Here is a 15,250-nt window from a genome sequence, read left to right as displayed (position 1 = left end):
AAAACGAGCACACAGTGTTTATATAACAAAATTCATAATAACAGGAGGGATCGCAGCATGGGAAAATACCGTGTAGCTGTAGACGTAGGCGGAACGTTCACCGACGTATTCGTATTTGATGAAGAGCAAGGGGAAATCACAGTTACCAAAGTCTCCTCTACCCCTGACAATCCTGCCCGTGGCATTCTAGAGGGCGTAAAAAATTCCGCCGTTCCATTACAGGACATTACCCTTTTCTCCCACGGTACAACGGTTGGAACGAATGCACTTATTACAAGGCGTCTGCCGAAGACAGCTTTCATCGCATCAAAAGGATTCCGGGACGTACCTGAAATTCGACGCGGTACGAAGCTGGAGCTGTGGGATGCATATGAAGACGTAGCGCCTCCGTATATTCGTCGGCGCGATCGTTTTGAAGTGCTGGAGCGGGTTGATTATAACGGAAAAGTTCTGACTCCCCTCGATGAAGAAGAAGCGCGTGACCTTGTTCGTATCCTTAAGCGACGTGGCGTACAATCTGTAGCCATCTGCTTCATGAATGCATATGTCAATGGCCAGAACGAACAACGAATGAAAGAAATTATTCAAGAAGAAATGCCGGATGTGTATGTTTGCACATCAAGCGATACATTACCGGAAATCTTCGAACATGAACGGTTCAGTACGACGATTGCTAATGCCGTCCTTGGACCTATCGTAAGCAAATACATTCAAGAATTGTCGGCCTCTTTACATACAGATGGCTATGATGGTGATGTGCTCGTATTGCACTCAGGCGGTGGAGTCATGACTTCCGAGACAGTCCCACGTTATGCCGCACGTCTGGCCAGCTCCGGAATCGCAGCAGGTGCTATTGCCAGCGCCCACATCGCAAAGCTATGCGGGTTCCAGAATGCGATCGGGCTGGACATGGGGGGCACAAGCACCGACATCTCCCTTATGTATAACGGAGAGCTCCGCGTTACGAAAGATTGGTACATTGAGTATGGATATCCAATCGGATTCCCTAGCATTGAAATTCTAACCATTGGCGCAGGCGGTGGAAGCCTCGCTTGGATCGATGAAGGCGGCTCCCTGCGCAACGGTCCGCAAAGCGCAGGTGCTACCCCTGGACCAGCCTGCTACGAACGCGGCGGAACAGAGCCTACGAATAGCGACGCCAACCTCGTGCTTGGCCGTCTCGGTACAGAGCTACTCGATGGTCAAATGACACTCAACATCGAAAAAGCCCAGGAAGTCGTTCGCCATATCGCTGAACCCTTCGGCTATACGGAGGAAGAAGCTGCCAATGCAATCATTAAGGTAGCTAATGCCAACATGTGCGACGCACTCCGGCTTATCTCCGTTCGTCGGGGATACGACCCGCGCGACTTCGCCCTTGTTGTATTCGGAGGCGCAGGCGCTCTGCACGGTGCACATTTGGCTAAAGAAATGGAGATCCCTACTGTCATCGTGCCTCCGCACCCGGGTATCACTTCCGCTATGGGATGCTTGCTGGTCGATGTACGCCATGACATCTCCAAAACGTATCTTGTGAATGTGAAAGAGGCATCATTAACCGAACTGGAAAAAGAGTACATCAATATGGAAGTAGAGGCAGCCGAGCTACTCGCGGAAGAAGGCGTAGCTGATGATCATATTGAATTAACACGATATATTGACATGCGTTATATGGGACAATGGCGCTCCCTGTCCATCCCGATTTCGCGTCCGATTGGGTCGCTTGAAGAAGCGCTGGAACAATTCCATAAAGAGCATGAGCGTGAGTTCGCATTCTCGAACCCGGAACAAGGAGTAGAGATTTACGGTCTGCGTGTTACCGCTACCGGCGTTGTACCGAAGCCAGATCTGCCTACCTCAGAGCCAGAAGGCCGATTGGAGGATGCAATAAAAGGCACACGCAGCGTCTATTTTGAAGAGAGCGGCGGATTTACCGAATCAACTGTGTACAGTCGTTCACTTCTTCCTGTCGGCTCCATCTTCATGGGTCCAGCGATTATCGAACAGCTCGATTCTACGGTCGTTGTGCCTCCGGAATTCATAGCTGAAGTAGATGCCTATAAAAACCTGATTCTCACCTGCAAAGATAAGGAGGAGAAATAATGAGCCAGAACACTCAATCCGTTGTTACCCGTCTGGATCCTGTCACGTTCGAAGTACTGAAGAACGCTTTCGTCAACCTTGTAGATCAAATGTCGGAGCAAATTCTCCGCACATGCTACTCGTTCGTTATCTACAGTCGTGACTTCAGCTCCGCTATCTGTGATGCACAAGGTAACACCATTATGCAAGGAACGCAGGATATCTCCGTACATGTGGGTACGCTTCACTTAACGGCAAAAGCGGTCCTAGAAGACTTTGGTGATGACATTCACCCCGGCGATGTGTTCCTTGTTAATGACCCGTACCGGGGCGGTACTCACTTCTGCGATGTACGCATCATTCGTCCGGTATTTTATAACGATCAGCTCATTGCATTCATGCAATCCAATGGACACTGGGCCGACGTAGGCGGTAGCGTTCCCGGCTCATTTAATGTACAGTCAAAAGATCATTACGGCGAAGGAATGCGGATTCCCCCTGTCCGACTGTGGAGCCAGGGACGATATCTATCCGATGTAGCCAACCTAATGGTATCCAATATGCGTGTACCAGAAGAGCGTCTTGGAGATTTGCGTGCACAATCCGAAGCGACAAAAGTCGGAGAAGCCCAGCTCGTCCGTCTGATTGAAAAATACGGGATAGAGACAGTTCTTACTGCCTTCGAAGAAGTACAGAATTACGTGGAACGCCTCGGACGTTCGCGCATTGCCGAGCTGCCGGACGGTACATGGGAGACGACCGACTATATTGACATGGACCCGGAAATCGGGGATCAGCTCATTCCGATTAACATCCGTATGACGATTCAAGACGATGAGATATATTATGATTTAAACGGATCACATCCGTACATCAGTTGCTTTTTAAACTCCGGCTTCGGCGCTTCCTTCTCTGCCGTTATCTCTGGAACAAAAACATTTTTCCCTGACATCCCGCTTAATTCGGGCTTCTATCGATTCGTGCATGTGGAACTTCCCGAGAACTCGGTCGTCAATGCCCCTTGGCCCGTGGCGGTGACAGGATTCTGCTCGGGTGCTTACGAGAAAATTATGAATGCCATCTTCGAACTGTGGTCGGAGATTATGCCGGAACGCGCTCTTGCCTGCTCCTTCAACCTGGAATATCTGCTCATCGGCGGATGGGACCGTCGGCCAGGATACGACAATTACTTCATGTGGTATGACTGGATGGCAGGTGGGCATGGCGGTCGGGCCTACAAAGACGGAGCCAATGCTCTCTCTCCGGTGTTTGGCGTAGGACTTAGCATTCAACCGTGCGAGGGACAGGAACGCCTTTCACCGGTCATCACAACACACCACGAGATTGTTGCCGATTCAGCCGGGCCGGGTAAATTCCGTGGTGGCGCCGGCGTACGCAAAGGTGGTATTCTCACAGAATGCGAGAATACGGTTATGTCCTACTGCTGCGACCGTTCCCGCTCCGTAACATGGGGTATCCAGGGAGGGCTTCCTTCTCTGCCGCATGGAGCAAAGCTGCATCCGGATACAGAAGAAGAACGCTTCCTAGGCACAGTATTCTCCAATGTACCATTAAAACCAGGTACGTCCTTTGACCGTCCTTCCGCAGGTGGCGGTGGATTGGGTGACCCACTGGAGCGCGATCCTCGCCTGGTGCTTGAAGATGTCATTGATGGTTACGTATCCATTGAACGGGCACGAAAAGATTATGGTGTCCTAATTAAAGAAATCGATCGGGAAATCGATTTATTCGAAATCGATGAAGAAGCTACAGAAAGGGAACGCGAGTATATCCGCACTCACCGCAAAGCTTGGCTGGAAGAAGATATGAAATCGGTAGAAGCCAAATACAACAGCGGCGAGATTGATGCGCTTGATGTCATCCGCCGTCATGGTGTCATCATCGACTATGCGACTGGCAAAGTCCTTCCTGTTTCTACGGAACAGTATCGGACAATGCTTCGCAAGCGTACGCTCGCTTACTGGTCGTAACTTCCTAAATATGAAAAGGGCCGAAAGATGATTCGGCCCTTTTTATTTTTCAAGATTCTAATTATTATATTAATAGAAGGATAATCACATACTTTTATTTGAATATACAGGAGGGCGGTGTATGATTACATGGCATAACCTTCTCTACCCTATTCCCATATCTGTCACTACAGACACCACAATTCGAGAAGCCGCCCATTTTATTCAGCAATCCGGGGGCGATATCCTGCTCATCGAACATAAAGGTGAGATTCTAGGGTATGTTGATTCGCACTCACTATTGGATCAGCTTATTCATTCCCCGGGGCAACCGATGCGTTATAAGACCGATGTGCTTGTCGTGGAAGAAACGGCACCAGTGGAATTCTATCATAATGTGTCTATTGTTCTCGGTAAAAACCGCAGCGGTAGATTTACCGGATACAGCACAATGGAAGCGGCACGTCATGCAATCAAAACTTTGCAGCTCACCCAAATGCAGAAAATTTTTGCCAGCGCAGGCATCGGTATCGTAACGACGGATGACCAATTTCAAATTATGTTTCTTAATGAAAAAGCGGAAGAAATTTTCGGTGTATCACGCAACGTTCTTCTGTACCGTAATTACAAAACATTGCTACTCACCCAGGAAAACCTGGACAGTGTGCTAAAGGGTAAACAGCTCGTCAGCGTGGCAAGCTCCTTTAATTCTAAACCAATTATCGGAAACTTCTCCCCTCTTTACGAAAATGAGCAAGTTTCCGGTATCGTCCATCTGTTCTACCCAAGAAGACAATTAGAGGAATCGGTGCAAGAACTCGAATTCGTTAGGAATCTAAATGAGGATTTACAAGTGTTGTACGCTTCCTCTAATGAACAGCTGGTCGTCGTTGATAAAGCTGGAACGATTATCCGACTATCCGGAGCATTCTCATCCGACATCTGGCAGACACCTAACCCTGAGGATATTCTAGGCTCCTCCGTCTACCTGTTAGAGCGGGAAGGCATTTTCCCGGCTGATATTATAGACAGATGTCGCAAACAGAAACAGAAAATCATGCATATACAGGAAACAAAACGCGGACGAAGGCTATGGGCGGTCGCCGTTCCTGTCTTTAAAGCTAAAAAAATCGAGAAAATCGTCATTGTTCTGCGTGATATTACAGAACTGAGTGATTATCAGATCGGAACACAGGCCGACAGCAACGGTGAAGACAAGATGAACAAGCCCCTCATTTATCGCTCAAAAAGTATGGAGGATATCGTCGAACAAGCTAAACGTATCGCCGAAGTAGATTCAACCGTACTGCTGTACGGAGAGTCTGGCGTAGGGAAGGAAGTATTCGCGCAGACCATCCATGCGCATAGCCCGCGCCATAACAAGCCTTTTGTACGTGTTAATTGCGGCGCTATTCCGGAGACTCTTATGGAAAGTGAATTCTTCGGGTATGAATCGGGTGCATTTACAGGAGCAGATCGAAAAGGAAAACCCGGTCTGTTCGAGCTGGCACACACAGGAACCATTTTCCTTGATGAAGTCGGAGAATTGCCTGCCAACCTTCAGGTCAAATTATTGCGCGTTCTGCAGGAAAGAGAAATACGTCGTATCGGTGGCACGCATACCATTCCAATCGACGTTCGGATTGTCGCTGCTACCAACAAGGATTTGCGGCATATGGTCCATCAGAAGACGTTTCGCGAGGATTTGTATTATCGCTTGAATGTCATTCCGATTACGATTCCCGCCCTGCGGCAGCGACAAGTGGATATCGTTCCACTCTCGCTTCATTTTCTGGACGTTTATAATAAAAAATACAGTAAAGAGAAGCAGCTTTCACGCGAAGCAGTAGAAGTGCTAGAAAATTATGATTGGCCCGGCAACATACGCGAACTGCAAAACGTTATCGAACGCCTTGTCGTCATTACACGCGATAACTTCATTGAGGGTCAGGATGTCCTCTCCGCCTTATACGGCGAGGTGTCGGAAGAGAGCACCGGACGGGTGGCCGTTCATGAAATCATGCCGCTCAAAGATGCGCTGGAACAAGTAGAGACAAATCTGCTGTCGCTCGCACTGCAAAAATACCGCACAGCTGCCGAGGCGGCGCAAGTATTGGGCATCAGCGAATCGACCATCAGCCGTAAAATTAAACGAAGATTCGGATAGAAAGGCAGGTGCTACATATTGCTTGCATTAGCCGAAACAAGATTTTCTTTTGTAGGTGATGAATATATTTATGCCGAAATCTCACGTGAGATGAGCGTAAGCACTTCTTTCAAAGCGCTTGCAGTCACCCGCGAGCTACACGCCCGTACCATTCCTGGCATTATCGATATTTGTCCTGCGAACGCATCGTATCTAATTCGATATAATCCGGATATTGTATCACCGTATGATCTGCTGGATTACTTAAAAGAAATCGATCTTACGAAGAGTCGGCCCGAGGCGCTCAACCTGACCTCTCGAATCGTCGAGATTCCAACATGGTATAACGATCCGACAACACGCGAATATGCCAGGCGATTCAAGGATCGTAATGAAAGTCCTCACTTCTCCGATTTTGAGCTGGTTATGAAGAGTAGAGGATTTACAGATGAACAAGCGTTTATTAACGACCATGCAAGCACACCGTATTTGTTAACTATGGTCGGGTTTATTCTCGGCACCGCCTGGGAATTCCCTTTGCTCTTGCCTCCAGACGGAGTTTTCGATATACCAAAATACAAGAGTCCGCGCACCGAAACTCCGCGGCAGGCCATCGGAATGGGCGGCGCTTTTACAGTCGTATATCCGGTAGCAAGTTCAGGAAGCTATCAATTGATAGGCATCACTCCTGTGCCTGTCTATCACCCTGAACAAAAGCTTGCTGAGTTCAAGGATTCTATGTTTCTAGCTCGCCCTGGTGATATTTGGGTGCACCGTCCGATAGGCGAAACTGAATACTATTCCATTCTCACACAAGTAGAAAACGGAATCTATCGTTACCGTACAAAAAACTTCGACTTCTCACCGGAACAATATGCCCAGGAGGGAAAAGCATATATCGATTCTATGATGAAAGGATTCTAGTCTATGCTGGATGTGATAAAGCCAGGGCTTCATACTACCGTACAAGATTTGGGCAGGGACGGCTTTTACCATCTAGGCGTCCCTCCTGGTGGAGCGGCAGATAAATATTCATTTCAAATCGGGAATTTTCTAGTGGGCAATCCCGCCCACTACGCCGGATTAGAAATCCGCATGCTCGGTCCAACTCTGCTGTTTACCAAACGCACACTTATTGCTATTACCGGGGCACCGACACCCTGCTTTATAAACGATGAACCGGTGCCCATGTGGCAGTGCCTGGAAATCAAGGCCGGAGACGTACTTTCATTCCGCTTTGCCCAACAAGGGATTTGTACGTATGTATGTATATCGGGCGGCATTCATAGCCCAGAATTTCTGGGTAGCCAGTCTACGTACATCGTCCATCAAAAGCCGGAATGCGGATACAAGCTGGAGATAGGCGGCAAGCTTATGATTAATGAACCTCTGCCGGGTGCATTTAAACATGCAGGGAGGTTCCTGCCAGAATCATTCCGTCCCTCCTTCTCCAAGACCGCAGAATTGCATGCGACGCTGGGATTAGCTATTCATCGGATTAGCGATGAGGGAGTACGTGTATTCCTTGACAGCGAATGGATCGTCAGCACGGAATCGGATCGGATCGCATACCGACTAAGCGGGGGACCGATTTCTTTTGAACACACTGTCCAAACAACTGAGACAGACGACTATTCCGCTAACGTCGTAGACCTGCCCTATCCTGTAGGAGTGATTACCGTACCGAACCCGAAAGAACTCATTATTCTCGTAAGTGATGCAACGGCAGGCGGCGGATTTGTCACGATCGGTGCTGTTATCAGTTCAGATCTCGACACGTTGAATCAATGCCGACCTCAAACGACCGTACACTTCTCGGCAGTAACAATGGAACAGGCGCTTCGTCTGCGCGCCGAAAAAAAACAACGTCTTGCCAGCGCTGCTGAATATCTTACAACGTAAGAAAAACTCGCGGGCGTTGCCGCTCGTCCTTTTTCCACAAAGAAGCAAAAGGGCCATCCATATGGATAGCCCTTTTGCTATGCTTGTTTTCCTTCTATACTTCCACTGCTTCTTCCGTAAACGGCCATGCCGGCAGCATGCGGCGTAGCTGTTTATCCTGGCGATAACCAAGCGCATATTCCGCTTGCATAACCGTATGGATTTCTCGTGTGCCCTCATAAATAACCGGCGCTTTCGCGTTGCGCATAAAGCGCTCTACTGGATATTCGTTGGAATAGCCATATGCACCATGAATTTGTACCGCATCGCACGCCGCATCGAATGCCGCATCGCACGCATGCCACTTGGCGAGAGATGTCTCACGCGTATTGCGCTTTCCTTCGTTTTTCAGCCAACCCGCTCGATACACCAGCAAGCGGGACGTCTCCAATCCATCCACCATCTTAGCAATCATTTGCTGCACGAGCTGATGCTTACCGATTTCCTTACCAAATGTGCTGCGTTCCTGGCAGTATTTCAGACTTTCCTCCAGGCATGCCTGAATCAATCCACATGCGCCTGCCGCTACAGTGAATCGTCCATTATCGAGCGCGGCCATCGCAATTTTGAAGCCTTCCCCTTCTTCACCAACCAGATTAGCCGCAGGTACACGAACATTATCGAAGAAAATCTCGCCTGTGTTGCCTGCACGAATACCTAATTTTCCTTTAATCGCCTTTGAAGAAAAACCTTCGAAGGTACGTTCAACGATAAAGCAGCTAATACCTTTATGTTTCTTGGACTTATCCGTATAAGCAAATACAAGGAAATGATCAGCAACATCGCAAAGCGATATCCACGTTTTCTGTCCGTTAAGTATATACTCATCACTATCGCGTACTGCCGTCGTCTGCATGGCTGCTACATCGGAGCCCGCATTCGGTTCAGTCAGACCAAACGCGCCGATTTTTTCGCCCTTTGCCTGTGGTATGAGGTATTTTTGCTTTTGCTCTTCATTGCCCCACTGTAGGAGCGTCATGCTGTTCAAGCCGGTATGCACAGAGACGGCTGTACGGAATGCGGTATCACCTCGTTCCAGTTCTTCGCAAACGATTGCCAGCGTGTTGTAATCCATGCCGCTTCCGCCGTACTCTTCTGGAATGCATACACCCATCAGGTCCAAATCCGCGAGACGGGTCATAACGCTCCGCTCAAAGTGCCCGTTCGCGTCCCATTCCTGAATATAGGGCATAATCTCTTTATCTACAAAACTGCGCACCATTTTCCGTACTGCTTCTTGCTCTTCCGTCAAACCGAAACTCATCATGGTCACTCGCTCCTTTATTTTAAATAGTATGATCGTTCAGCCATTCATCAATTTGCTCTTCCGCAAACCCGTGCTCCATCAGAATTTCTTTTGTATGCTCGCCCGCAAGAGGCGGATGACGACGCACCGACACGGGGGTCCGCGATAGCTTAAGTGGACTGCCGACCATCGGTACTTCGCCTGCAGTCGGATGCCAGGTGTTCACTTTCATCCCGCGCGCTTCCACCTGCGGGTCATGAAACAATTGGTCCATATCGTAGATGGGTGCATTCGGAATACCTACGTCCGTCAATTCAGCCAGCCACTCTGCCGCCGACCGCTTCTTGAATTCTTCTGCCAGTAACCCGCATATCTCTTCACGGTTGGCAAGCCGCATCGAATTGGTAGAAAAGCGTGGGTCTTGACTCCATTCCTCACGATTCAGCAGCGTGCACAATTTACGGAACTGCTGGTCATTGCCTACCGCAACGACCATTTCCATATCGGCCGCCATAAATGTCTGATACGGAACAATGTTTGGATGCTGGTTACCGTATCGCTTCGGTACTTTACCTGAGACGAGATAATTGCTCGCTACATTCACCAGCAATGAAATCTGCGAATCGAACAAAGCCAAATCTATCATCTGTCCCACACCTGATTGTTCCCGTTCACGCAACGCTGCCAGAATTCCGATAGCTGCATACAATCCCGTTGCTACGTCTGCGATGGCGACGCCGACTTTCATCGGTCCGGTCTCTTCACTACCGGTAATGCTCATCATTCCGCCCATCGCCTGTACGATGTAATCATAGCCAGGAATGTCTTTGTACGAACCCGTTTGTCCGAAGCCGCTAATCGATGCATAAATCAAACGTGGGTTCGCTTCAGAGAGCGCTTCGTATCCCAATCCCCACTTTTCCATTGTTCCAGTCTTGAAGTTGTTAATCACTACATCTGCGTCTTTCACCAGTTCCCGAAGAATGCTGCGCGCTTTCTCATCTTTCAAGTTGAGCGTCATCGCTCTCTTGTTGCGGTTAGCACACAGGTAGTAAGCGCTTTCTCCTCCAATATCTGGAGGACCCCATCCTCTCGTCTCATCACTTCCACCAGGCGCTTCCACCTTAATAATGTCGGCCCCGAGATCTCCAAGAATCATTGTGCAGTAAGGCCCGGCCAATACACGGGTCAAATCGATTACCTTAATACCTTCTAACGCACCCGGACTGTACGGCTCTCGTTGTCCCGTTACACCCTTCTGACTCGACGGCGAAGTAAGCATGCACTCCCTCCTTTGTTCTACGTGACCATACATAAGAAAAATTCGCAGGCAACCGCCTTAGTTGCCCTTGTGCAGCTCTGCTGTGAAAAGAAACGTTTGGCAACACGTTGCGAGTTTTTCTTTGCTTACAGAAAGAAAGGAAAGTATATCACTTTACACCAGTAAAGCGATATATACTTCCCTAACCATTAAAAAAAGCCAGTACGAACCCCGCAGGTCTAAAGAAAGCTCCACCAGATAGAGCATTTCTGTATACAGGGAACGACTGGCTTCTTGCCTGTGAACTCATTTCTGGTGGGAAAGAGGACAGACATAAACAGTCAGGTTTGCAATTAGTTTGAGGTTTACTACATATACAATTATACTATATTTTTCATATATTCAGTCAATAGTTAAATGTAAAATTTTATTTTTTTCATATGGTTTCCGATGATTGTGTAGAAATTTTATTGACTTTTTTCTTAAAAAGTGTAAATTTACACTATATGAGTCATTTTGAAATTCAAATGAAAGGAGATTGCCATGAATGAATCTCTTCGTACGCCGTTTACGAAAGAAATATTCGAGCGGATGGTTTCCGAAAAATTACGGCTTATCCGCACGGAAGCTCGCCTGACGCAGGAACAGATGGCCGATGTCATCGGTTTATCCAAAAAAACGCTCGTTCAGGTGGAAAAGGATCGCAAAACGCTTGGCTTCACCGCAGCTGCTCTTGTCGGTGTGTTGTTTCGTAATAGCGAAATTGTGCAGGCTATGTTTGGCGATTCCACTCTTGAAATTGTCGAATTGCTAGCATTTGCGGAAGGAAATCCACAAGCAAGCGAGCTTTCTGACATGGAATGGATTGCACATGCCCAGGCAAAAGCCCGCTATCAGAGCACAGGCCGACGCATCTGGTGGAAGGATGAGAAAATCGGACAGCGGTACACGAAACAATCCCATATACTAACCGGTCACTTTCGCATTGTAGATAAAGACGAAACCCTCCATTACTATGGGGCGGATTCCGCAGAGGCAGACGCAAAGCTTGTGCAGCTCGAACATTCGAGGCATAGCCAGGAGAAGGGAGAATAGAGAGAAACATATGAGAACACAAATACAAACCAAAATAATCGGCCTGCTTTTAGGTACGCTACTGTGCTGGTGGCTAGGGGTCGCCTATCTTTCCCCTGTTCAAGCCGCTCCGGGAGAAGCAACCGTCGAGATAAAAGCGAATGTAGGCATTAATGGGGAATACAAATGGGGCCAAATTGTTCCCATACATATTACAATAACGAACCGTGGGGAAAACACGGTGGAAGGCAATGTTGAGTTATCCATGCCTCCGTCATCTGTGTCCATGACCAATACGCTGTATGTAACTACAGCATCGCTTGCCAAAGGGGAAAGCAAAACCGTTTTTTTCCGTGTTCCAGGTTCCTTCAAAGGTTCTCCGGAAAAAGCTTCTGTCCGTTGGATACAGGACGGCAAAGTAATAAACGAGCAAAAAATAATACCTATCGAACGTAGTAGCGACGCAATATGGACTGGTATTCTAACAAGTGACAATATAGCCGCCACTCTCCTACAAACGATGAAGAAAGAAAAACTAGATATTCCTGTGCAGCCAGTTCAGCTAAGCTCTGATAATCTGACACAGGATATTCTTCTGGATAGCGGATTAAACGTTATACTCATCGAACAAGGCAAATTCGCCGGCCTGCAGAACACGCAGAAGCAAGCCATACAATCCTGGGCCGATAAAGGTGGCTTGCTGCTCACCGTTGATCCGGCACAACCGGCAGCCGTCTGGCCTCAAGTAGCACAAAAAACTTCTGTACAAAAAGAAACATTCCTGGATACAGCAACCGAATTGGGTCGAATCGCTACTCACTCTTTCGCAGCTTCTCTGCCAAGCTTGCCGCTGCTGATTTTGTTACTCGTCATCTACATCATTATTATTGGACCAATCGCTTATTTTATGATGCGCAGGCTCGGTGTAAGAGAATGGAACTGGGTATTCATCCCGCTTGCTTCCATTGCGATGTTGGCACTTGTATACGGATACGGGACATGGCATCACGGTACAGATACACGCGTGCACAATGTGAATGTAATCAAGGTAGGAACTAACGGTAATGCCCACATCATGAGCAGCAGTGCGATTTTTGCTCCATATGCCGGAGAATACCGTATTCAGCTACCTAAAAACGTCGATGTATTTCCGTCAGAAGAAAAACGAGCACTGGAGACGAAAGAAAGTCCCATGGTAACAACAAATCCGAGTGGAGATACGGAAACGACACTTCCACATATTAACAAGTGGTCTCTTGGAAAAATGTATGCACAACAAAACCTGTTTAATAATGGAGCATTCGAGGCCACTCTTAACCAAAAGAAAGATCGCCTGATTGGCACAGTACGCAACAATACTTCCTATTCGCTGCATGATGCTCGCATTGTCTTTGGTGATAGCATTCAATCTATCCCGACGCTTGCACCAGGCGCTGTTGTTCAAGTAGACTTGCCTATGCCTACGCCAAAAAGCGAATCTCGTTACTATGACGACACAGAATTCGCTGCACGCATGCTTTCACAAAACGGTGAAGAAAAGCTTCAGCAAGCTCGCCTACAGTTAATGCGGATGTACGATTCTCGCAATTCAACAACCGTTACCCTGCTCGGATGGACGGACCAGCATCCCCTACAAAACAAGGTGGCTGACCGCCCGTATAAAGTCTCCAACGTTACACTGGTGACAGCCAAGCTGGCACAGATCGGGAAACAGGAGGACCAAAATGATTGAAATCAAAGAGCTATATAAAACATTCGGTCGTACTGTCGCTCTGCGTGGCATTACATTAAACATACCAAAAGGACAGGTGTACGGATTTGTCGGACCAAACGGAGCCGGAAAAACGACGACGATGTCCATTATGGCCACATTAATGTCTCCCACTGCAGGGGAGGTACGTGTAGGAGGATACGATTGTAAAACCCAGGCCAAGGAAGTACGACGCTTGATTGGATATATGCCTGACTTTTTTGGCGTATACGATAATCTGACCGCTTACGAATATTTGGATTTTCACGGAGCCAGCTACGGCTTGCAACCACAGGAACGTGAGCGCGTCATTTTGCAGATGCTGGAGCTCGTTCAGCTTACAGGCAAAACGAACGAATACGTAGATCAGCTTTCCCGTGGCATGAAGCAGCGGCTGGGGCTTGCACGGGCACTCGTTCACAATCCGCAGGTCCTCATCCTAGATGAACCTGCTTCCGGTCTCGATCCACGAGCCCGAATCGAGATGCGCGAAATTATTAAAGCATTGCGCGATGCAGGCAAGACGATTATCATTAGCTCGCATATTTTGCCTGAATTGGCAGAGATGTGTGATACGATCGGAATTATCGAAGGGGGCGAGCTAGTCGCAGAAGGAAAGGTACAAGAAATATATGAAAAAATGCATGCGCATCGCTTGCTCCGAATCCGTTTGCTGGATAAGCATGAAACTCTGCTCTCCCGCTTGCGTGATACTTCCCACGTCATAAATGCTGTGCAGGACGGTGCAGACATCATGGCAAGCTTCAACGGCTCGGATGCTGAACAAGCTACATTGCTGGCCTCTCTGCTCGCAGAAGGCTATCCGCTTGTCTCATTCGGGGAAACGGAAGGGAACTTGGAAGACGTATTTCTCGAAGTAACGAAAGGAGGAGGCTCATGAATTTTCGTCAACATCTCATAAATCCTGTCCTGACTAAAGAATTCCGCATCAGAATGCGCTCAAATAAGACGCCCTGGATTATTACCTTCTATCTAATTACGCTGGGGCTTGTTCTCTTCCTTATGCTATATGCGGAGTTGTCTAACCAGTCGTACTGGTCATCTAACTTCTATAACATCTTCATTACGATGTCATTATTACAGTATGGATTGATTATTTTTGCTACTCCAGGATTAACAGCAGGTGCCATCTGCGGCGAACGGGAACGGCAGACGTTGCCAATTTTACTGACGACTAATCTGTCTTCCCTGCAAATCGTTCTGGGCAAGTGGATTTCCGCACTTAGCTTCATGCTGCTGCTTGTATTCGCTTCACTTCCGTTATATGGCGCTATTATGCTATTTGGCGGTGTAGCTTTTACACAGATTGTAGAAATCTTCGGTGTATATCTCGTTACAATGCTCTCAATCGGCGCCGTCGGCATCTGCGTATCAGTACTAACAAAGCGCACTGGAGTAGCGGCTGTCGTTACGTATTCGCTCGTCTTTGCCTATACCGCTCTGTTGAACGTGGCCGAGATTCTTCTGTTGCGCTCAATGGAGAATGACATGATACGCAAAGCCGGCTTTAATAGCCCGCCCGCAGATCTCTCCTCTCATCCGCTCATCGGGTTGCTTAAGGCGTTGGATACGATTAACCCTGCCAGTACGATCGGTCGCGTTTTTACTAAAGAGAATTGGCTTAATTTCAGAACAGAAGGATTTTTTATGAACTATCAGCCATATAGCGGTTTCATCTTGTGGTACCTATTTCTTTCCATTATCATGCTTGGATTGGCAGCATTCTTCCTGCGTCGCCGGTACACAAAATAATATATAA

Annotated in this window: 11 protein-coding genes; 9 read left to right on the top strand and 2 right to left on the bottom strand. The window is 48.0% G+C overall.

Annotated features, from left to right (window positions below):
* Nucleotides 1-57: 57 nt before the first annotated feature.
* From AF333_RS30300 to AF333_RS30280, 5 genes are all read left to right on the top strand, one after another.
* Entirely contained in the window at nucleotides 58-2,103 is a 2,046-nt protein-coding gene (locus AF333_RS30300) for a hydantoinase/oxoprolinase family protein (protein ID WP_043065706.1), read from the top strand.
* Nucleotides 2,103-4,073 (top strand): hydantoinase B/oxoprolinase family protein, encoded by a 1,971-nt coding sequence (locus AF333_RS30295; RefSeq protein WP_043065705.1) that lies wholly within the window; start codon nucleotides 2,103-2,105, stop codon nucleotides 4,071-4,073. The genes AF333_RS30300 and AF333_RS30295 overlap by 1 nt, the downstream gene beginning before the upstream one ends.
* A gap of 121 nt (nucleotides 4,074-4,194) precedes the next feature.
* Nucleotides 4,195-6,219, top strand: a complete 2,025-nt coding sequence (locus AF333_RS30290) for a sigma 54-interacting transcriptional regulator (RefSeq protein ID WP_043065704.1) — start codon at nucleotides 4,195-4,197, stop codon at nucleotides 6,217-6,219.
* Between the two features lie 18 nt (nucleotides 6,220-6,237).
* Entirely contained in the window at nucleotides 6,238-7,122 is an 885-nt protein-coding gene (locus AF333_RS30285; RefSeq protein ID WP_043065703.1) for a 5-oxoprolinase subunit B family protein, read from the top strand.
* Nucleotides 7,123-7,125: 3 nt separating this feature from the next.
* Nucleotides 7,126-8,100 (top strand): 5-oxoprolinase subunit C family protein, encoded by a 975-nt coding sequence (locus AF333_RS30280; RefSeq protein WP_043065702.1) that lies wholly within the window; start codon nucleotides 7,126-7,128, stop codon nucleotides 8,098-8,100.
* Between the two features lie 94 nt (nucleotides 8,101-8,194).
* Here AF333_RS30280 and AF333_RS30275 read toward each other — a convergent pair whose 3' ends face one another.
* Both AF333_RS30275 and AF333_RS30270 read right to left on the bottom strand, forming a co-directional pair.
* On the bottom strand, nucleotides 8,195-9,403 hold the full coding sequence (locus AF333_RS30275) for an acyl-CoA dehydrogenase family protein (protein ID WP_043065834.1): 1,209 nt from the start codon (nucleotides 9,401-9,403) through the stop codon (nucleotides 8,195-8,197).
* 22 nt (nucleotides 9,404-9,425) lie between these two features.
* The gene (locus AF333_RS30270; RefSeq protein ID WP_080787708.1) at nucleotides 9,426-10,667 is read right to left on the bottom strand and encodes a CaiB/BaiF CoA transferase family protein; all 1,242 of its coding nucleotides are present in this window, start codon (nucleotides 10,665-10,667) and stop codon (nucleotides 9,426-9,428) included.
* Nucleotides 10,668-11,189: 522 nt separating this feature from the next.
* Here AF333_RS30270 and AF333_RS30265 point away from each other — a divergent pair.
* From AF333_RS30265 to AF333_RS30250, 4 genes are read left to right on the top strand one after another with little or no spacing between them, the layout of a single operon-like run.
* Nucleotides 11,190-11,741 (top strand): helix-turn-helix transcriptional regulator, encoded by a 552-nt coding sequence (locus AF333_RS30265; RefSeq protein WP_052520717.1) that lies wholly within the window; start codon nucleotides 11,190-11,192, stop codon nucleotides 11,739-11,741.
* A gap of 10 nt (nucleotides 11,742-11,751) precedes the next feature.
* Nucleotides 11,752-13,452, top strand: a complete 1,701-nt coding sequence (locus AF333_RS30260) for a COG1361 family protein (protein ID WP_043065701.1) — start codon at nucleotides 11,752-11,754, stop codon at nucleotides 13,450-13,452.
* The gene (locus tag AF333_RS30255; RefSeq protein WP_043065700.1) at nucleotides 13,445-14,371 is read left to right on the top strand and encodes an ABC transporter ATP-binding protein; all 927 of its coding nucleotides are present in this window, start codon (nucleotides 13,445-13,447) and stop codon (nucleotides 14,369-14,371) included. The genes AF333_RS30260 and AF333_RS30255 overlap by 8 nt, the downstream gene beginning before the upstream one ends.
* Entirely contained in the window at nucleotides 14,368-15,243 is an 876-nt protein-coding gene (locus tag AF333_RS30250; protein WP_052812015.1) for an ABC transporter permease, read from the top strand. The genes AF333_RS30255 and AF333_RS30250 overlap by 4 nt, the downstream gene beginning before the upstream one ends.
* Nucleotides 15,244-15,250: the final 7 nt, after the last annotated feature.

Origin of the sequence: Aneurinibacillus migulanus (assembly GCF_001274715.1) — a bacterium.
In the GTDB taxonomy this organism is placed as follows: domain Bacteria; phylum Bacillota; class Bacilli; order Aneurinibacillales; family Aneurinibacillaceae; genus Aneurinibacillus; species Aneurinibacillus migulanus.
The sequence above is the reverse complement of the archived record's forward strand: the minus strand, read 5'-3'. Positions and strand labels throughout refer to the sequence as shown.

Coding starts and splice junctions, on each gene's coding strand:
- AF333_RS30300 (WP_043065706.1), top strand. CDS start 58: ATGGGAAAATACCGTGTAGCTGTAGACGTAGGCGGAACGTTCACCGAC.
- AF333_RS30295 (WP_043065705.1), top strand. CDS start 2,103: ATGAGCCAGAACACTCAATCCGTTGTTACCCGTCTGGATCCTGTCACG.
- AF333_RS30290 (WP_043065704.1), top strand. CDS start 4,195: ATGATTACATGGCATAACCTTCTCTACCCTATTCCCATATCTGTCACT.
- AF333_RS30280 (WP_043065702.1), top strand. CDS start 7,126: ATGCTGGATGTGATAAAGCCAGGGCTTCATACTACCGTACAAGATTTG.
- AF333_RS30275 (WP_043065834.1), bottom strand. CDS start 9,403: ATGAGTTTCGGTTTGACGGAAGAGCAAGAAGCAGTACGGAAAATGGTG.
- AF333_RS30270 (WP_080787708.1), bottom strand. CDS start 10,667: ATGCTTACTTCGCCGTCGAGTCAGAAGGGTGTAACGGGACAACGAGAG.
- AF333_RS30265 (WP_052520717.1), top strand. CDS start 11,190: ATGAATGAATCTCTTCGTACGCCGTTTACGAAAGAAATATTCGAGCGG.
- AF333_RS30260 (WP_043065701.1), top strand. CDS start 11,752: ATGAGAACACAAATACAAACCAAAATAATCGGCCTGCTTTTAGGTACG.
- AF333_RS30255 (WP_043065700.1), top strand. CDS start 13,445: ATGATTGAAATCAAAGAGCTATATAAAACATTCGGTCGTACTGTCGCT.
- AF333_RS30250 (WP_052812015.1), top strand. CDS start 14,368: ATGAATTTTCGTCAACATCTCATAAATCCTGTCCTGACTAAAGAATTC.